Here is an 18,276-nt window from a genome sequence, read left to right as displayed (position 1 = left end):
CAGTTCTCCTCGGTTCCGTGCCGACCGGCCGAAGGCGTGCGCGGCCGTACGCTCCCCGGCGAGGCCCCGGAGGCCGTCAGACCGTCAGCACCGCGCAGGCGCTGATTCCGGGCGCCCCGTACACATGGGTGAATCCCACCCGGGGGCCGCCCGGCACCTGTACGCCCGGGGCACGACCCTGCAACTGCCGTACGACCTCGTGGAACTGGCGCAGCCCCGAGGCGCCGACCGGCTCCCCGTTCGCCAGGCACCCGCCGTCGGTGTTGACCGGGATCCGGCCCGTGACGTCGGTCTCGCCCGCGGCCAGCAGTTCCTCCTGCTCGCCGTGCCCGCACAGCCCCGTCTCCGCCAGGTGTATCAACTCCGAGCCGCTGTCGGTGTCCTGCAACTGGGCCACCCGCACATCCCCGGGCCCGACGCCGGCGCCTCGGAAGACCGCCTGGGCCGCGTCCACGCTCGGGCTGCGGTGCGGACCCGGTGGCAGCCAGGGCGCGAACACCTCGAAGGAGCCGAACCGTCTGGTCCGGAAGGCCAACGACGCCAGCCTGACCGGCCGTTCGCACAGGTCGAACGCTCGATCTCCGCGTGCCAGCACCAGCGCGGCCGCGCCCTGCCCCGGTGAACAGAACATGTACTGCGTGAGGGGCGGGCTCACCTCGGCGGAGTCGAGGATCTCCTGCTCCGTCAACTCCTTGCGCCGCCAGGCCAGGGGGTGGCGGGCTCCGTTGCGGAAGGCGCGCGCGGCCACCGACGCCAGCGCCCGTTCCCCGATTCCGTGCTCGTACAGGTACCGCTGCGTCTTCAGGGCGAAGAACTGGGTCGTCAGCATCATCCCGGTCTCCGCGTACCAGTCGCCGAGACCGTACCGGGCCGCGGAGACGTGGAACGCGCCCCGCTCGTGCTTGTCGAACCCCACGGCCAGGCCCAGCGACGCCTCGCCCGCCCGCAGCGCGTTGGCCACCGTGAGCACCGTCGAGGCCCCGGTGGCGCAGCCGTTCTGCACATTGACGAACGGCACACCGGTCAGCCCCAGTCGGCTCACCAGCGTGTCGGGTTTGCCGGACACGTCGGAGCCGCCCGCCGCGTAACCGATGTCCTCCCAGGCGACACCGGCGTCGGCCAGCGCCTCACGTACCGCGCGGGCGGCCATGTCCATCCCGGTGACGGACTCGTCGCGGCCGAAGGGGTGCATCGCGCATCCGACCACGTAGACCTCGTCGGCCCGGCTCATCGCTGTCCTTCCGGGTCCGGGCGGAACGCGAAGGTCACTACCTCGGTGCCGTCCTCGTCCTGGTACGCGGGCACCGTGGTGAGCCGGACCGGGAGCCCGATCCGGATGTCCGGGCGGGAGACCGCGAGGCGTGCCTCGACCAGTACCTCGCCGAGGTCCACATAGCCCACGTGGTACGGCTGGTGGCCGTCGGCCGGCATCCGGTACGGCGGCTTGGGCGCGAACGCCTGCCGCGTCCACGACCACACCCGCCCGGTCACCGGCAGCGGGTGTCCGGCCATGGCCCCGTCCGAGCACCTGGGGCAGGAGTCCTGCCGGGGGAAGACGACGGTGCCGCACCCCGCGCAGCGTGCCCCCACGAGACGCGGCGGATCCACGGCGGCGAACAGGCCCTCGTCGATGAGTCTGGTGGTCATGCTGTCGTCCTGTCTCCTACCGGCTACGTGTCCTTACCGGCTACGGGCTCATGTCTTGCCGGCCACGGACTCGTGCCGGTGGGGCGCGGGCTACCAGCCCAGCAGCCCGGCGAGCCGTTCCCGGTGGTGTGCGGCACCGCCCAGCAGCACGGCGTCGGACTGCGCGCGCCGGAAGTACAGGTGCGCGTCGTGCTCCCAGGTGAAGCCCATGCCGCCGTGCAGCTGCACGCACTCCGCGGTGACGGACGTGAACGCCTCCCCGCACCACGACTGAGCCACGGACGCGGCCTCCGCGAGCGCCCCCGGGGACCCGGCCGCACGGACCGCGCGCACCACCGCGGACCGCGCCGACTCGACCTGGAGCAGCATGTCCGCGCAGGTGTGCTTGACCGCCTGGAAACTGCCGATCGCCCGGCCGAACTGCGTACGGTCGCGGACGTGCGCCACCGTCATGTCCAGCGCCGCCTGCGCCCCGCCGAGCTGCTCGGCGGCCAGCGCCACCAGGGCGGTGTCCAGGGCGCGGGTGACGACCTCCGTCCCCTCGCCCCCGGCGGTCAGCGCACGGACCCGGGCACCGGAGAACGTGACGACCGCCTGGCCGCGGCTGAGATCCAGGGTGGGCACCGGGCGGACGGTCACGCCCGGCTCGTGCGGGTCGGCGAGGAAGAGGTCCACACCGTCCGGACCGGCGGCCGCGACCACCAGGGCCTCGGCGTCCGCCCCGTCCAGGACGAACGGCGCGGTGCCGTCGAGGACCGCGCCGCCGCCCCGCCAGGTGACCCCGACCGGTACGGCCTCCGGCCGCCACACCCCGTCGGGCGCGACCACGGCGAGCGCGTACACCCGGCCGTTCGCCAGCTCCGCCAGTGACTTCGCGGCGGTACCGCAGCCGGCCAGCACCTGACCGGCCAGCACGGTGGAGGACAGCAGCGGCACCGGTGCCAGCGTCCTGCCGAGTTCCTCACACACCACGGCGATCTCCGCGAGGCCCCCGACGCCGCCCACGGACTCCGGCAGCCCGAGAGCCGCGAGGCCCACCTGCCTGCCGAGGGTGTCCCACAGGCCGGCGTCGACACCGGGGCGGTGCTCGTTCAGGCGGCGCACCGCGGCGATACCGCCCGCGTCCGCGCACACCGAGCGCACGGTCTCGCGCAGATCCTCCAGTTCGGCCGCGGAGGCTTCGGGCACCTCGGTCGCTCCTCCGGCGCGGTCGGTCACCGTCGTCATGTCGCCGTCACGTCCCTGTCTCTGTCCCCGTCGCTTCCGCTTCCGCTTCCGCTTCCGCTCCCGCGCAGCGCGCTGTGCGCCGCCGCCATCCGGGCGACCGGTACGCGGTGCGCGGAGCAGGAGACGTAGTCCAGCCCCAGGTCGTCGCAGAACGCGATCGACTCGGGGTCGCCGCCGTGCTCACCGCACACGCCGAGCTTGATGTCCGGCCGTACGCTCCTGGCCTTCTGCACCGCGAGCGCGATCAGCGCGCCGACCCCGTGCGGATCGAGCCGGGCGAACGGGCTGGCGGTGAGGAACCCTCGCTCCTGGTACGAGGCCAGCACCTGCCGTTCCACGTCGTCCCGGGAGAACCCGTAGGTGAGCTGCGTGAGGTCGTTCGTCCCGAAGGAGAAGAACTCGGCGTGCTCGGCGAGTTCGTCGGCCAGCAGCGCGGCCCGTGGAGTCTCGATCATCGTGCCCAGCCGGTACGGCACCTCCACGCCGGTGCGGGCGGCCACCGCAGCGGCGGCGCCGCGTACGAAATCGGCGGCCGCCTTGAGCTCCTCGGGCAGGCTGACCAGCGGGATCATGACCTCCAGCCGGGGCGTGACACCGGTCGCGGCGACATCGACCCACGCGGAGAAGAGCGCCTCGGCCTGCGCCGGGTAGAGCCGTTCGTGCAGCAGCGCCAGACGTACTCCGCGCAGCCCGAGCATGGGGTTGGCCTCCCGCAAGGACGCGGCGCGCTGCTCCGCCCCCTCGTCGCCCGCCTCGCCGGGCGCGGGCAGGAACTCGTGCAGCGGCGCGTCCAGCAGGCGCACGGTGACCGGGCGGTCGCCGACCGCGGCCAGCAGTGCCTTGAAGTCCTCGTGCTGTGCGTGCTCCAGGGCGAGCAGCGCCTCCTCGCGGGCCGCAGGGTCGGCGGCCAGGATGACACTGCGGATCAGCGGCAGCCGCTCACCGAGGAACTGGTGTTCCGTACGGCACAGGCCCACACCCTCCGCGCCGAGGGCGACGGCGGTGTTCACCTCCGACGCGGTGTCGGCGTTGACCCGTACACCGAGCCGCCGTGCGCCGTCGGCCCACTCCAGCAGGGTGGACAGCTCCGGCGGCGGTCCGGCGACACTGATCCGCAGCGTTCCGGCGTAGACGGCGCCGGTGCGGCCGTCGAGCGACACCGGGTCGCCCTCGCTCAGCACCCGCTCCCCGATCCGTAGGGTCCCGGCCGCCTGGTCCACTCGCAGCCCCTCCGCGCCGCAGACCGCCGGCTTCCCGGCGCCGCGCGCCACCACCGCCGCGTGCGAGGCGATACCACCGCTGCCGGTCAGCACCGCGGCGGCGGCCAGCATCCCGGGGACGTCGGCCGGTGTCGTCTCGTGCATCACCAGGACGGCGGGCATGTTCTCCGCGGCCAGCTCCAGGGCCCGTTCGCTGGACAGCGCGACGACGCCCGCGGCCGCCCCGGGGGACGCGGGCAACCCGCGTACCAGAAGGTCCTCGCCGCCGGTCAGCCTCAGTTGCGGGTGCAGCAGCTCCTGCACCTGCGCGGGCCTGATCCGCCGTACCGCCTCCTGTTTGCCGAGCGCCCCGTCCCGGGCGAGGTCGGCCGCCAGACACACCGAGGCGCGCAACGGCGGGCGGCTGTGCGCCGAGGCGGCGAGCAGGGATACCTCGCCGTCGCGCACCTCGAAGTCGACGGAGACCGGCGCGTGCAGATGACGCTCGAGGGTGAGCAGCGAATGCTCCAGCAGCGTGGTGCCCGCGGCGAGCTTCTCCAGCGGTTCACCCGTGTGCGGGGGCGGCGCGCTTCGGCGTACGCCCCGGAAGAACGTGCCGTGTGCGGAGAACCGGCCCGTCTCGGGGTGCCGGCTGACCGCGGTGCCGTATCCGGAGCGGTCCGCCGGTCCGATGCGCAGCGCCTGTACGTGCAGGGCGATACCCAGGTCGGCGGCGAGCCGCTGGGCCCGGCGCGACCTTCTGGCGCGGGGTGAGTCCCAGCGGGCCAGTACCGCCCGGGCCGCCAGCGCGAGCTGTTGCGCCGGGTCGTCCGGGAAGGGCCGCTCGGCGTGCTGTGCGACGAGGGACAACAGCGCCTCGACCCGGGCGCGGGGCTCGGGCGTGTCGAGGAGAGCGTCGTCCAGCAGCGCGGCCGGTACGTCGAGGGCGTACTCCGCGATCATCCGGACGGTGGCCGCCCACACCTCGTACAGCGCCTCCGCGCGGCCGATGACGGCGGACAGGTCGTCGACGCTGCCCGGGGTGACGCCGAGACAGGCCAGGTCGGGCGGCAGCCCGGCGACCTCGCTCGGCGCGCTCGCCGAAAGGCGCAGCAGCAGTGGCCGGGCCGGGTCCCCGATCCGGCGTCCGGACAGCTGCTCCACGAGGTCGACGGCCGCGCGCGCGGTGCCGGGCTCGCCCAGCGTGGACGCCAAGTGCGCGGGCACGGTCAGTCCGGGGACCACCGGGAGCCCGAGGGCCACCAGCCGGTCCATCGCGACGCCGTGCGCGCCCAGCTCGTCCGCGTAGAGTCCCCGGATGCGGCCCTGGCCGTACGGCACCAGGGCGAGGCCTGGTGCCTGCGGCTGAGCGGTGTCCCGGGTCTGAGTGGTGTCCTGGGCCTGGGCGGGGTCCGGCACCTGGGCGGAGTCCGGGACCTGAGGGATGTCCTGGGGCAGGCCGATAGCGTCCGCCCGGCCGTCGGTGACGCTCAACCCCGGCTCCTTCGGACCAGCTCCTCCTCGAGGGCCTCGTCCTCGGTCCGGCTGACGCCCAGGACCAGCAGCAGCTCCTGGTGCAGCCGCATCCAGACGGTGTGGTACGAGTCGCACAGGGGCGAGGCCAGCCACTGGGCGTCACCGTCGTCGAACCGGTCGAGCGCCTCCTCCAGGCCGGCGAGATACCGGCCGCTGCCCGCGAGCAGCCGCTCCAGCCTGCGCAGCACCGGCTGGATGGCCTCGTGGACGTCCTCCAGCATCTCGCGGACCTCGGCGTCGTAGACGCTGTCGGTGTGGTCGTTGACGCTGCCGTCGGGGCGGCACTGCCAGGCCGTGCAGACCTCGCGGACCTGCCTGTTGACCGGCAGGAACGCCTCGTAGACCGCGGTGATCCGGTCCTGGAGCTCGGAGCCCGCCGGGATCCGCAGCAGTTTCGCGGCGGCGCTCTTGGCGTACTCGGTGGGCAGCACCAACTGGCCCTTGACCATGGCGAGCCCCGCGTCGACCAGCGGGCGGTAGCGGGATTCCGGCTCACCGCGCCACATGCCGCGCAGGACGAGGTCGACGACGGCATCGGTGAGGGAATGGTCGAGAGCGTCTGTCCGCTCGGCGGCAGCAGAATGCATCTCCACACCTTCTCTGTGGGGCGCGGACTCAGGCCGCGCGGCGACGGTTGCCGGGTCGCAGGGACTGCGATCTGTGGTGCGACGCAGGGGACTGCGATCTGTGTTGCCCGGAGGTTACGCTCAAGCCCCCCTGTTAGTGAAGAGGTACTCAAGAAACACTTTGCGGCTCCTCGGCTGCCGTCCGCTCAGCGGACCCCCTGCCGCCGGACCGTGCGGCGAGGAACGCGGCCATCGCGTCCTGGGCCTCCGCCCCGCCCGCCAGGGTGGCGATGGAGTGCGCCTCCGCGGCGAGGTGCTCGCCGAGCGGTGCCTCGGCGCCCGCCCGCAGCAGCGCCTTCGCGGCCCGTAGCGCGGTGTTGGAGCCGGCGGCCAGCCCGGCCGCCGTCCGGTGGGCGGTGTCGTCCAGTTCGTCGTCCTCCACGACCCGGGACACCAGCCCCCATCGCTCGGCGTCCTCGCCGGTCAGGACCCGGTTGGTGAGGATCAGGTCCGCGGCCCGCCCGGGGCCCAGCAGGCGCTGCAGGATCCAGGAGGCGCCACAGTCCGGGGTGAGCCCGATCGCCGTGTACGCCAGCCGGAAGCGCGCCGAGCGGGCCGCCACGACGATGTCGCCCGCCAGGGCCAGCCCGACCCCGCCGCCCGCCGCCGCCCCGCGCACGGCGCTCACCACCGGGACGGGCAGGTCGTGCAGGGCCCGCACGGCCTCGTGCGCGGCGCCGGCGACCGCCTGGACGTACGTGGCGGTGTCCGCTCCACGCCCGGCGAAGGCGCGCAGGTCACCGCCCACGCAGAAGTTCCCGCCCGCCGCCCGCAGGAGCACCGCCCCGCCGGGATCCGCGGTGACCTGGGCGGCCGCGTCGCGCAGGGCCTCGGCGGTCGGGAGGTCGAGGGCGTTTCCACGGGCGGGGTCGTCGAGCAGCAGCTCGACGACCCCGTCGACATGGCGGACGACCCGGACCGGCTGGGTGCTCATCGGAGATCTTCTCCCCTCGTCGGGAACGGCCGTTCCCCTCCTCGGGAACGGCGCTCACATACTGGACCCGACCTACAGTTTCGGCAATGGCCGGTTCGCTGTCGCCGACGGAGATTGGCTCGCCGTCGAGGCTTCTCTGTTCATTCGGGTCAATAGATACTTGATTCGTTGTACAGTTTCCGCGATGCGACGGGCACCGGCGCCCGCTCGCCTGTCGGCGGGAGGAACCGTGCCGATCCAGTTCGATGTCGATCCGTCAGTCGCCCGGCTCGCCGAGGCCACCGCCGAGTTCGTCCGCGAGGTGGTCATCCCCGCCGAGCGCGAGTGCGGCGGGTCCGTCCACGACGCCCCGCGGGCCCTGCGTGAGGCCCTGCAGCAGGGGGCCCGCGAGGCGGGCGTGTTCGCGCCGCACGTCCCCGAGCGGTGGGGCGGGCACGGGCTCGACCTGCGCGGACAGGCGGTGGTGTTCGAAGCCGCCGGGTACTCCGTGCTCGGCCCGCTGGCGCTGAACTGCGCGGCCCCGGACGAGGGCAACATGCACCTGCTGGAGAAGGTGGCCACCGAGGAGCAGCAGGCCCGCTACCTCCGCCCGCTGGCCGCCGGCGACTTCCGCTCGTGCTTCGCGATGACCGAGCCCGCGCCGGGCGCCGGCGCCGACCCCCGCGCCCTGCGGACCACGGCCGTACGTGTCCCCGGGGGCTGGCGCATCGACGGGCGCAAGTGGTTCATCACCGGGGCTGACGGCGCCGACTTCACCATCGTGATGGCCCGCACCGACGGCAGCCCCGGCGGTCCGGGCGGCGCCACCATGTTCCTCGTCGACGCCGGCAACCCGGGTATGCGCGTGGTCAGGAATATCGACACGCTGGACGAGAGCCTGTTCGCCGGACACAGCGAGGTCGTGTTCGAGGAGTGTGTGGTCGGCGAGGGTCAGGTGCTCGGCCAGGTGGACCGGGGCTTCGAGAACGCCCAGGTCCGCCTCGGCCCCGCCCGGCTGACGCACTGCATGCGCTGGCTCGGGGCCGCGTGCCGTGCCCGGGACGTCGCCCTGGAACGGGCCGCGACCCGGGAGGCCTTCGGCTCGCTGCTGGGGGATCTCGGCATGGTGCAGCAGATGCTGGCCGACTCCGAGATCGACATCGAGGCGAGCAGGGCGCTGATCTGGCGTACCGCCTGGGAGTTGGACAACAGCTCCGCGAGCGCCAACCAGTTCTCGTCGGTGTCCAAGGTCTTCGTGGCGGAGGCGGTGGGCCGGATCGTGGACCGGGCGGTGCAGATCTGCGGCGCGCTGGGCATCTCCGCCGAGGACGCCCCGCTGGCGCGACTGATCAGGGAGGTGCGGCCGTTCCGGATCTACGACGGCCCGTCCGAGACCCACCGGTTCGCCATCGCCCGCCGCGCGGTGAAGCCGTACCGCCGACCCCGGCAGACCGAACCCAGCGGCTCCTGACGGAACGTCGGCCGACTGCTCCTGCCGCATTACTTTCTTTACGCTTGATACAGTTAACTCAATGGGAAAGGTCACCGGAAACCGTGCGGTACGGGGATTACTGTCCCAGTCCGTACGGCTTCCGGAGGACTGTGACTTCCCCCACCTGCCCTTGCCGGGGCGAGCGGCGCTTACCTAACGTTCGGTCGCATGTCCCCCCATGGTCGCGCCCATCCCGGCGAACCGGACGAACCCGCTGAGGCGAGCAGGCCTGCGGCGGACCGACCTGACGCCCTCCCCACACTCGACCTGGCCATCGACCTGAGCTCCCACGAACTGCTCAGGCGCGTTCATGTCCTGGACGCCCTCGGCCCCGACTGGGACCCCGTCGCCGCGCTCAACGGCGAGGAAGCGGCCTACGCGCTGCTGTACTCCGGCCTGGACGCGGAACAGCAGCGGGTGTACGACGAGCTGGTCTCGGCCGGTGTGCTGCCGCGGAGAGGGGGCGGCCGTGCTGCCGCTTGACCCGCAGGCCGACATCGGGCGTCGCGCCTGGGTGGCCTGCCCCAACTGCGACGACCGGCGCGGGTGCGACACCTGCGAGCAGGGCCGCACCTGCTCCGAGCACTGGCGCTACCTGCTCTCCAACGTCGGCAGCCTGCTCCACCTGCAGTGCCGCTCGTGCACCCACATCTGGACCCACGAGACCCACTTCGGTGCCACCCGCTCCCCGTGGCGGCGCGTCACCAGCGGCCTGCGACGACAGTGATCCCCTGACGACCGCCGACCCGATGAGCGGGTCGTCCCTCCCGCGGCCATGACCGGTGAGGCCGGACGGCGGATCGGCGCCCGCTTTTCGGATGACCTCACCGGCCGTCGTCGGGGACGGCGTCCCCTCCTGGCGGACGATCGCGGTCGGTGGCCATTCCCTGCCAGCCGTTCGTCCGCCCGGAGGCAGCCGTGCACATCCTGATCCTGGCCAGCGCGTTCAACAGTCTCACCCAGCGCGCCCACGCCGAGCTGCGCGACCGCGGCCACACCGTGGCGGTGGAACTCGCCCTGCCCGGCCACCCGCTGCCGGACGCCGTACGTCGGCACGCACCGCAGCTCGTCGTGGCGCCGATGCTGAAGGCGGTGATCCCCGAGGAGGTGTGGGCGGCGTACACCTGCCTCATCGTCCATCCGGGGCCGGTGGGCGACCGTGGGCCGTCCTCCCTGGACTGGGCGATTCACGAGGGCGTCGAGCACTGGGGTGTCACCGTCCTGCAGGCCGACGCGGAGATGGACGCCGGCGACGTGTGGGCCTGCGTACCGTGCCGGGTCCCCCCGGTCTCCAAGAGCGAGCTGTACCGCGGCGAGATCGCCGACGCCGCGCTCCAAGCCCTCCTGCTCGCCGTGGAACGCTACGCCGCGGGAACCCACGTACCGCGCAAGCAGGACGCGGCAGCAACGACCGACGCCCGTCTGCGCACGCGCCCCTACCTCGACCAGAGCGTCCGGCGGATCGACTGGGCCGAGGACCCCACTCGGACCGTCCTGCGCAAGCTGAGAGCGGCGGACTCGCAGCCGGGCGTGCTGGATGTGCTGCTCGGCGGTGAGTGGTATCTGCACGGCGGTCATCCCGACAGCGTGCTGCGCGGCCGCCCGGGCGAACTGCTCGCCACCCGGGCCGGGGCCATCTGCCGTGCCACCACGGACGGCGCCGTGTGGATCCCCGAGCTGCGGCCCCGGCGCGTGCCAGGGCAGCCGCCCACCTTCAAACTGCCCGCCGTGCGTGCCCTGGGCGACCGGCTGCCGCCGCTGCCCGAACACACCCTGCCCCTGCTGCCCGCTCCGCGGTACGAGACCTGGACGGACATCCGCTACCGGGAGGAAGGGAACGTGGGCTTCCTCTCCTTCTCCTTCCCCGGCGGTGCGATGAGCACGGACCAGTGCCGGCGTCTGCTGCACGCCTACCGTCAGGCGTGCACGCGTCCCACGTCGGTACTGGTGCTGGGCGGCGAACGCGACTTCTTCTCCAACGGGATCCACCTCAACGTCATCGAGGCCGCAGACGACCCCGCCGCCGAGTCCTGGGCGAACATCAACGCCATCGACGACCTGGTCGAGGCCGTCCTGACGACGACGGACCGCCTGGTGGTCTCCGCGGTCGCGGGCAACGCCGCGGCGGGCGGGGTGATGCTCGCCCTCGCCGCCGACGAGGTGTGGTGCCGCTCCGGCGCCGTGCTGAACCCCCACTACCGTCTGATGGGCCTGTACGGCTCGGAGTACTGGACGTACACCCTGCCGCGCAGGGTGGGTACCGCGACCGCCGAACGGCTCATGCATGAGGCTCTCCCGGTGAGCGCGGCGGGCGCACTGAGCCTCGGTCTCGTCGACCGGGTGGTCGACCGCGGCCCTGACGCGTTCGCACGCGAGGTCGGCGACCTGGCCGCGCGGCTGGCGTCACTCCCGGCCACGGCGTCACGGATCGCCGCGAAGAAGACGGCACTGGACCGGCTGGAGAGCACGACCCCGCTGGCCGGCTTCCGTGCGTGGGAGCTGGCCCGGATGCGCTGGACCTTCGACGACCCGGGCGCCCCGTATCACGCCCTGCGCCGTTCCTTCGTCCACAAGGAGCGGCCCCAGGGCACCCCGCCGCACCTCGCTCGCGCCCCGTTCGCCTGACCGGCCCGACCCCCTCCGCCGATGTCACCGGAACGGCCCTCGATGACGTCTCGTCACCGCCGAACCCCTGATACGAAGAAGAGCGACGGCCGAAATGCAGGCCTTCATCCCTTACCTCCCCGGGAGGCGGTCCCATGACTGAGGCGACGCCGGACACGGTCGGCGCTGCGGACGCGGACGGCGCGCTCGCCGACGAGACACCCACGATCCACATCCTCTGGATCAACGCGGGTCTGAGTTGCGACGGCGACTCGGTCTCGTTGACGGCCGCCATGCAGCCCAGCATCGAGGAGATCGCGCTCGGTGTCCTGCCCGGTCTGCCGAAGATCGCCGTCCACTGGCCGCTCATCGACTTCGAGTGCGGCCCGATCGGCGGCTCGGACACGTTCATCGAGTGGTTCTTCAAGGGGGAGCGGGGCGAGATCGACCCGTTCGTGCTGGTCGTCGAGGGCTCCGTCCCCAACGAGGCGATCAAACCCGAGGGCTACTGGTGCGGCTTCGGCGACAACCCGGAGACCGGGCAGCCGATCACCACCAGCGAGTGGATCGACCGGCTCGCCCCGAAGGCCCTGGCGGTCGTCGCCATCGGCACCTGCGCCACCTACGGCGGCATCCACGCCATGGCGGGCAACCCGACCGGCGCGATGGGCGTTCCGGACTACCTCGGCTGGGACTGGAAGTCCCACGCCGGCATCCCCATCGTGTGCGTCCCCGGCTGTCCGATCCAGCCCGACAACTTCTCCGAGACGCTCACCTACCTGCTCTACCAGGCGGCCGGCGCCGCCCCGATGATCCCGCTGGACGACAAGCTGCGTCCGACCTGGCTGTTCGGGGCCACCGTGCACGAGGGCTGCGACCGCGCGGGCTACTACGAACAGGGCCAGTTCGCCCTGTCGTACGACTCGCCGACCTGCCTGGTCAAGCTCGGCTGCTGGGGCCCGGTCGTCAAGTGCAACGTGCCCAAGCGCGGCTGGATGAACGGCATCGGCGGCTGCCCCAACGTCGGCGGCATCTGCATCGCCTGCACCATGCCCGGATTCCCCGACAAGTTCATGCCGTTCATGGACGAACCCCCCGGCGCCAAGGTGTCCAGCAACGCCAGCGGAGCGTACGGCGCCGTGGTCCGCAAACTGCGGTCGATCACCGCGAAGACGGTGGACATGGAGCCCAAGTGGCGCCGCACCGGAGACAAGATCACCACCGGATACCGACCCCCCTGGTGAGCATTCGCCGCAGGTGATCCGCTCCCCGCTTCGTGCACCCCCCACGAACCTCCCGCGCAACGAAGGGCACGGCACACAGATGGCACCGAAGACGAAGGCGGCCGGCGACGGCAGCGGCCTGGTGGAAATGGCCTGGGACCCGATCACCCGGATCGTGGGCAGCCTCGGCATCCACACCAAGATCGACTTCAAGCAGAAGCGGGTCGCGGAGTGCTACAGCACCTCGTCGGTCTTCCGCGGCTACAGCGTCTTCATGCGCGGCAAGGACCCCCGAGACGCCCACTTCATCACCAGCCGCATCTGCGGCATCTGCGGCGACAACCACGCCACCTGCTCGGTGTACACGCAGAACATGGCGTACGGCGTGAAGCCCCCGCACCTCGCCGAGTGGATCATCAACCTCGGTGAGTCCGCGGAGTACATGTTCGACCACAACATCTTCCAGGAGAACCTGGTAGGGGTCGACTACTGCGAGAAGATGGTCAAGGAGACCAATCCCGGCGTCCTCGAACTCGCCGAGCGCACCGAGGCCCCGCACGCCGCCGACCACGGCTACCGCACCATCGCCGACATCATGCGCTCGCTGAACCCCCTGGAAGGGGAGTTCTACCGCGAGGCCCTTCAGGTCAGCCGCTACACGCGGGAGATGTTCTGCCTGATGGAAGGCCGCCATGTGCACCCCTCCACGCTCTACCCGGGCGGCGTCGGCACCATCGCCTCCGTACAGCTCTTCACGGACTACCTCAGCCGGCTGATGAAGTACGTGGAGTTCATGAAGCGCGTCGTGCCCCTGCACGACGACCTGTTCGACTTCTTCTACGAGGCACTGCCCGGGTACGAGGAGGTGGGCCGCCGCCGGGTCATGCTCGGCTGCTGGGGCGCGCTCAACGACCCCGAGTACTGCGACTTCACCTACGCCAACATGACCGACTGGGGCCGGCGCATGTTCGTCACCCCCGGCATCATCGTCGACGGCAAACTCGTCACCAACGACCTCACCGAGATCAACCTCGGCATGCGCATCCTGCTGGGCAGCTCCTACTACGAGGACTGGCAGGGCCAGGAACAGTTCGTCACCCACGACCCGCTCGGCAACCCGGTGGACCCGCGCCACCCGTGGAACCAGCACACCATCCCCGCCCCGCAGAAGCGGAACTTCGACGACAAGTACAGCTGGGTCATGTCCCCGCGGTGGTTCGACGGCAAGGACCACCTCGCCCTGGACACCGGCGGCGGCCCCATCGCCCGCCTCTGGTCGACCGCCCTGTCCGGACTCGTCGACACCGGATACGTGAAGGCGACCGGCCACAGCGTCGTCATCAACCTGCCCCGCACCATGACCAGGCCGGAGACCACCTTCGAGTGGAAGATCCCGAAGTGGAGCAACGCGCTGGAACGCAACCGCGCGCGCACCTACTTCCAGGCCTACACCGCCGCCGTCGCCCTGCACTTCGCGGAGAAGGGCCTCGAGGAGGTCCGGGCCGGACGCACCCAGACCTGGGAGAAGTTCGAGGTACCGGACGAGAGCATCGGTGTCGGCTTCACCGAGGCGGTCCGCGGTGTCCTCTCCCACCACATGGTGATCCGCGACGGCAAGATCGCCAACTACCACCCGTACCCGCCCACCCCCTGGAACGCCAGCACCAGGGACACCTTCGGCACGCCGGGCCCGTACGAGGACGCCGTGCAGAACACGCCCATCTTCGAGGAGAACACCCCGGAGAACTTCAAGGGCATCGACATCATGCGCGCCGTCCGCAGCTTCGACCCGTGTCTGCCCTGCGGCGTCCACATGTACGTCGGGGGCGGCAAGACGGTGAAGTCGATGCACGTGCCCACCGGCCTGAGCGGACTGGGCGGATGAGCGCGAGAACGACCGCCGTGCCGGTGAGCCCGGAGCAGACCGGACGCCGGGTCGAGGAGGTCCTGGAACGACTGACCGCGAGCGGCGACCCGGCCGCCGCCGCGGCGGCGGAGGAACTCGTACGGTCCCTCATGGACTTCTACGGCGCCGGCCTCGCCCGCATCCTCCACCTGCTGTCCGCCGGCCCCGGCGAACCGCCGGTGGCACTCCTCGGTGACGAACTGGTCGCGAGCCTGCTCGTCCTGCACGACCTGCACCCCGAGGACCGCGACACCCGCATCGCCCGGGCCCTCGACAGCGTCCAGGAACACGCCCTGGACGTCGTGGACTTCGACGAGGACAGCGGCACCCTGACGCTGCGGGCCCGGGAGGCAGGCGGCTGCGGTTGCGGCTCCGGGCCCGGAGCGGCTGCGGGCGCCCGGGAAGACGCCGAGGCGGCGCTCGCCTGCTTCGCACCGGAGGTCAGCGCCGTCGACGTACAGGCCGCGCCCGCGGGGCCCGCCCTGCTCCAGATCGGCACGGCACCGGCGGGGGCCCGATGACGGCGTCCCCGGCGACGCGCACGCCAGGCCTGCGGAGGTTCCTCACCGAGAGACCTTTGCGGGCCGAACGGTGCGAACTGTGCGCCGTGACGGTTCAGGCGGACCACCGGCATCTCGTCGACACCGACAAACGCGCCCTGGTCTGCGCGTGCGTCCCCTGCGCGCTGCTGATGCAGCAGCCGGGCGCCGCCGCGGGCCGCTTCCGCACGGTCCCGGCCCGCTACCTCACCGACCCTGCACACCACCTCGACGACAGCGCCTGGGAGGCGCTGCAGATCCCGGTCGGCGTCGCCTTCCTCTTCCGCAACGCGGCACTCGACCGGCTGGTCGCCCTGTACCCGAGCCCGGCCGGAGCCACCGAGAGCGAACTCGAACCGGCCACCTGGACGGCGGTCCTCGGCGACAGCCGCCTCGCCACCCTGCTCGAACCCGACGTGGAGGCGCTGCTGCTGCGCCGCACCGACGGCCACGGCGAGTGCCACCTGGTCCCCATCGACATCTGCTACGAACTCGTCGGCCGGATGCGCCTGTTGTGGCAGGGCTTCGACGGCGGGGCCGAGGCCCGCGCCGCCCTGGACGAGTTCTTCGCGGACGTCACACGACGCGCCCGGCCCGTGGGCGAGGCGGTGCGTCCGTGACCGAGCTCTCCTTCGCCTGCACCGGCGTCCGCGCCGACCGGTACGCCGCCGGACCGACCCTGGTCTTCAGGCTGCGCGTCACCGCCGCCGACAACGCCCGCGTGCACGCCCTCGCGCTGCGCTGCCAGATCCGCATCGAACCCGCCCGCCGCACCTACGACCCGGCCGAGGCCGACGGCCTGGGGGACCTCTTCGGCGAGCGCTCACGCTGGGGCAGCACGCTCAAGCCGGTGCAGTTCGCGCAGATCCCGCTGATGGTCCCCGGGTTCACCGGGGAGACCGACGCCGACCTCGTCGTGCCCTGCACCTACGACATGGACATCGCCGCGACCCGTTACCTCGCCGCGCTCACCAGCGGTGAGGTTCCGCTGCTGATGCTGTTCTCCGGTACGGCGTTCACCGGAGCCGGCGGTTTCCAGGTCGAACCCGTCCCCTGGGACCGGGAGGCGGCCTTCGGGATGCCGGTCGCCACCTGGCGGGAGATGGTCGAACAACACTTCCCCGGATGCGGCTGGATCCGGCTGCCGCGCGACACCATGGACGCCCTCCTCGCCTACCGCTCCCGGCACGCGCTGCCCTCCTGGGAGGCGACCCTCAAGGCCCTGCTCGACGACAGCGGTGCCGCGGACCCGCCCCGCAGGGACCCGCTGCGCGCACTCACCGCCACCACCGGAAGGACCCCACCGTGACCGCGCCCGCGTTCGCCCCCGAGACCGAGGAACGGTTCGCCCTCGCCCGGCAGGTGGCCGACGCGGTCCTCTTCGAAGGCTATGTGCTCTACCCGTACCGCGCCTCGGCGGCCAAGAACCGGCTGCGCTGGCAGTTCGGGGTGCTCGTGCCGCCCGCCTGGGGCGCCGCGTGCGAGGAACACGACTTCCAGCACACCGAGTGCCTGATGGAACCGAAGGCGGGGGCGACCCTCTCGGTCGAGGTGCGCTTCCTGCACGCCCGACGGCGCACGGTACAGCGAATCCGCCCGGACGGCGGCTACGAGACGGTGCCCGAGCTCCGCCTCGACGACCGGGTGCTGGTGCCCTGGGACGAAGGGGAGGAGGAGCACGTCGAGGTGGTCGTGTCGATGGACGAGCTCCTCGGCGACGGCGTCACGCATCCCTTCCGACGCCCCGCCCGGGAGGACACCGCACCCGTTCTGGACGCCGCCGGCCGCACCGTCGGCCGACTGGTCCGACGCGGAGCGGAGATCAGCGGGACGATCCGGCTGTCCGCCGCCGAGATCGACGGCCCCTACCGGACCATGCGGCTGACCGCCGTGGTGGAGAACACCAGCGACTGGACACCCCCCGACGGCGGCGGCGCCGACCGGGACGCGGCGCTGCCGCACTCCCTGGTGGCCACCCACACGCTCATGGCCCTCAGCGCCGGATCGTTCCTGTCGATGACCGATCCCCCCGAGTGGGCCAAGGCCGCGGTCGCCGGCTGCCGCAATCTGCACACCTGGCCCGTACTGGCCGGCGAACCCGGCCGCGCCGACCTGGTGCTGTCCTCGCCGATCATCCTGGAGGACCATCCCGCCATCGCGCCGGAGAGCCCCGGCGCGCTCTACGACGCCACCGAGATCGACGAGATCCTCGCGCTGCGCACCGCGGCCCTCACCGACGAGGAGAAACGCGAGGCCCGCGGCACCGACGAACGGGCCGCCGCCGTGATCGACCTGGCGGACTCGATGCCGGCCGAGGTCCTGGAACGTCTGCACGGGGCGGTGCGCAGCCTGCGCGAGGTGACCGGCCCGGGCCTCGCCACCCAGGACGGCGGCTTCCCCGACGAGTACGGAGTGCGGCGGCCCGACACCCCCTGGTGGGACCCGGCGAGCGAGGCGGGCTTCGACCCGGAGCGCGACCGGGTGGACGTGGACGGCCGGTCGGTGGGCCGGGGCAGCCGCGTCGAGCTGCGCCCGGGCCTGCGGCGCACCGACGCGCAGGACATCTTCCTGCAGGGCCGCACCGCGACGGTCGAGGCGGTGCTGCACGACGTCGACGGCCAGGTGCACCTGGCGGTCACGGTCGACGGCGACCCGGGCGCCGACATCCGCCGCGAGCAGGGACGGTTCCTGTACTTCCAGCCCGACGAGGTCACACCGCTGGAGGACGACGTATGAACCCCTCCCCGCAGCCGGGCCCCAGAGCCCTGGTGGCCGGCATCGGCAACATCTTCCTCGGGGACGACGGCTTCGGCGTGGAGACCGCCCGCCGGCTCGCCGAGCGCGAGCTGCCCGGACACATCGAGGTCGTGGACATCGGGGTGCGCGGAGTGCACCTCGCGTACCAGCTCCTGGACGGTTACGACACCCTCGTCCTGGTGGACGCCACGGCACGCGGCGAAGCCCCCGGCACGCTGTACGTGATCGAACACGACCTCGGCGAGAGCGCTTCGCCCGCCGCCCCCGCGCTGGACGGTCATCGGATGACCCCCGACGCCGTGCTGGCGCTGCTGGGCACCCTGTGCGCCGGGACCGGCGCCGAGCCACCACGCCGCGTCCTGGTCGTCGGATGCGAACCGGCCTCGGTGGAGGAGGGCATCGGTCTCAGCGCGCCGGTCTCCGACGCCGTACCGGAGGCTGTCCGGCTGATCGAAGAGCTGCTGCGGGACGGCGAGCCGACCCGGGCGCAGGCCTCAACCACTGAGGCCTCGACATGAGGAGAGAGACGGGATGAAGAAGATCGTCATCGGTGGAGCGGCCCTCGCCGCCATGGTCGCCGTCGTCGTCGAGGTGTTCCCCGACGTAC

General features: G+C 72.3%; 16 protein-coding genes and 1 pseudogene. 11 read left to right on the top strand and 6 right to left on the bottom strand.

Features of this window, described 5'->3' with window-relative positions:
• Nucleotides 1-76: 76 nt before the first annotated feature.
• From ABZ027_RS11235 to ABZ027_RS11210, 6 genes are all read right to left on the bottom strand, one after another.
• Nucleotides 77-1,231 carry a thiolase family protein gene (locus ABZ027_RS11235; RefSeq protein ID WP_356766744.1) on the bottom strand — a complete coding sequence of 385 codons (1,155 nt, stop codon included), beginning with the start codon at nucleotides 1,229-1,231 and terminating at the stop codon, nucleotides 77-79.
• Nucleotides 1,228-1,647 carry an OB-fold domain-containing protein gene (locus tag ABZ027_RS11230; protein ID WP_356766742.1) on the bottom strand — a complete coding sequence of 140 codons (420 nt, stop codon included), beginning with the start codon at nucleotides 1,645-1,647 and terminating at the stop codon, nucleotides 1,228-1,230. Before ABZ027_RS11230 ends, ABZ027_RS11235 begins: the two co-directional genes overlap by 4 nt.
• Before the next feature lie 90 nt (nucleotides 1,648-1,737).
• Nucleotides 1,738-2,874, bottom strand: coding sequence for an acyl-CoA dehydrogenase family protein (locus ABZ027_RS11225; protein ID WP_356766741.1), 1,137 nt, complete (start codon nucleotides 2,872-2,874; stop codon nucleotides 1,738-1,740).
• The gene (locus tag ABZ027_RS11220; RefSeq protein ID WP_356766740.1) at nucleotides 2,871-5,567 is read right to left on the bottom strand and encodes a putative PEP-binding protein; all 2,697 of its coding nucleotides are present in this window, start codon (nucleotides 5,565-5,567) and stop codon (nucleotides 2,871-2,873) included. Before ABZ027_RS11220 ends, ABZ027_RS11225 begins: the two co-directional genes overlap by 4 nt.
• Entirely contained in the window at nucleotides 5,564-6,196 is a 633-nt protein-coding gene (locus ABZ027_RS11215; protein ID WP_356766738.1) for a hypothetical protein, read from the bottom strand. The genes ABZ027_RS11220 and ABZ027_RS11215 overlap by 4 nt, the downstream gene beginning before the upstream one ends.
• A 148-nt stretch (nucleotides 6,197-6,344) precedes the next feature.
• Entirely contained in the window at nucleotides 6,345-7,169 is an 825-nt protein-coding gene (locus ABZ027_RS11210; protein ID WP_356766736.1) for an enoyl-CoA hydratase-related protein, read from the bottom strand.
• A 229-nt stretch (nucleotides 7,170-7,398) separates the two neighbouring features.
• On the opposite strand from ABZ027_RS11210, the gene ABZ027_RS11205 reads away from it, so the two are divergent.
• The 11 genes and pseudogenes from ABZ027_RS11205 to ABZ027_RS11155 all read left to right on the top strand — a co-directional run bounded on the left by ABZ027_RS11205 (nucleotide 7,399) and on the right by ABZ027_RS11155 (nucleotide 18,187).
• Nucleotides 7,399-8,619, top strand: a complete 1,221-nt coding sequence (locus ABZ027_RS11205) for an acyl-CoA dehydrogenase family protein (RefSeq protein ID WP_356766886.1) — start codon at nucleotides 7,399-7,401, stop codon at nucleotides 8,617-8,619.
• 189 nt (nucleotides 8,620-8,808) lie between these two features.
• Nucleotides 8,809-9,123: a DUF6400 family protein gene (locus tag ABZ027_RS11200; RefSeq protein ID WP_356766734.1), complete on the top strand. Its 315-nt coding sequence runs from the start codon at nucleotides 8,809-8,811 to the stop codon at nucleotides 9,121-9,123.
• Nucleotides 9,110-9,367 carry a hypothetical protein gene (locus ABZ027_RS11195; protein ID WP_356766732.1) on the top strand — a complete coding sequence of 86 codons (258 nt, stop codon included), beginning with the start codon at nucleotides 9,110-9,112 and terminating at the stop codon, nucleotides 9,365-9,367. The genes ABZ027_RS11200 and ABZ027_RS11195 overlap by 14 nt, the downstream gene beginning before the upstream one ends.
• A gap of 191 nt (nucleotides 9,368-9,558) precedes the next feature.
• Nucleotides 9,559-11,336: pseudogene (locus tag ABZ027_RS11190) on the top strand (hydrogenase maturation protein).
• A 63-nt stretch (nucleotides 11,337-11,399) separates the two neighbouring features.
• Nucleotides 11,400-12,488 carry a hydrogenase expression protein HypE gene (locus tag ABZ027_RS11185; RefSeq protein ID WP_356766730.1) on the top strand — a complete coding sequence of 363 codons (1,089 nt, stop codon included), beginning with the start codon at nucleotides 11,400-11,402 and terminating at the stop codon, nucleotides 12,486-12,488.
• Nucleotides 12,489-12,567: 79 nt separating this feature from the next.
• Nucleotides 12,568-14,352, top strand: coding sequence for a nickel-dependent hydrogenase large subunit (locus ABZ027_RS11180; protein WP_356766728.1), 1,785 nt, complete (start codon nucleotides 12,568-12,570; stop codon nucleotides 14,350-14,352).
• Complete coding sequence (locus ABZ027_RS11175; protein ID WP_356766726.1) at nucleotides 14,349-14,894, top strand: hypothetical protein; 546 nt, start codon at nucleotides 14,349-14,351, stop codon at nucleotides 14,892-14,894. Before ABZ027_RS11180 ends, ABZ027_RS11175 begins: the two co-directional genes overlap by 4 nt.
• Nucleotides 14,891-15,532, top strand: a complete 642-nt coding sequence (locus ABZ027_RS11170; RefSeq protein ID WP_356766724.1) for a DUF5947 family protein — start codon at nucleotides 14,891-14,893, stop codon at nucleotides 15,530-15,532. Before ABZ027_RS11175 ends, ABZ027_RS11170 begins: the two co-directional genes overlap by 4 nt.
• Nucleotides 15,529-16,221, top strand: coding sequence for a DUF6084 family protein (locus ABZ027_RS11165; protein WP_356766722.1), 693 nt, complete (start codon nucleotides 15,529-15,531; stop codon nucleotides 16,219-16,221). The genes ABZ027_RS11170 and ABZ027_RS11165 overlap by 4 nt, the downstream gene beginning before the upstream one ends.
• On the top strand, nucleotides 16,218-17,648 hold the full coding sequence (locus tag ABZ027_RS11160) for a hypothetical protein (RefSeq protein WP_356766720.1): 1,431 nt from the start codon (nucleotides 16,218-16,220) through the stop codon (nucleotides 17,646-17,648). Before ABZ027_RS11165 ends, ABZ027_RS11160 begins: the two co-directional genes overlap by 4 nt.
• The gene (locus ABZ027_RS11155) at nucleotides 17,645-18,187 is read left to right on the top strand and encodes a hydrogenase maturation protease (RefSeq protein ID WP_356766718.1); all 543 of its coding nucleotides are present in this window, start codon (nucleotides 17,645-17,647) and stop codon (nucleotides 18,185-18,187) included. The genes ABZ027_RS11160 and ABZ027_RS11155 overlap by 4 nt, the downstream gene beginning before the upstream one ends.
• The last annotated feature ends 89 nt before the right edge of the window (nucleotides 18,188-18,276 follow it).

Origin of the sequence: Streptomyces sp. NPDC006332, from assembly GCF_040612855.1 — a bacterium.
In the GTDB taxonomy this organism is placed as follows: domain Bacteria; phylum Actinomycetota; class Actinomycetes; order Streptomycetales; family Streptomycetaceae; genus Streptomyces.
Note: the sequence above shows the minus strand (reverse complement) of the source record. Positions and strands in the feature narration are given on the sequence as shown.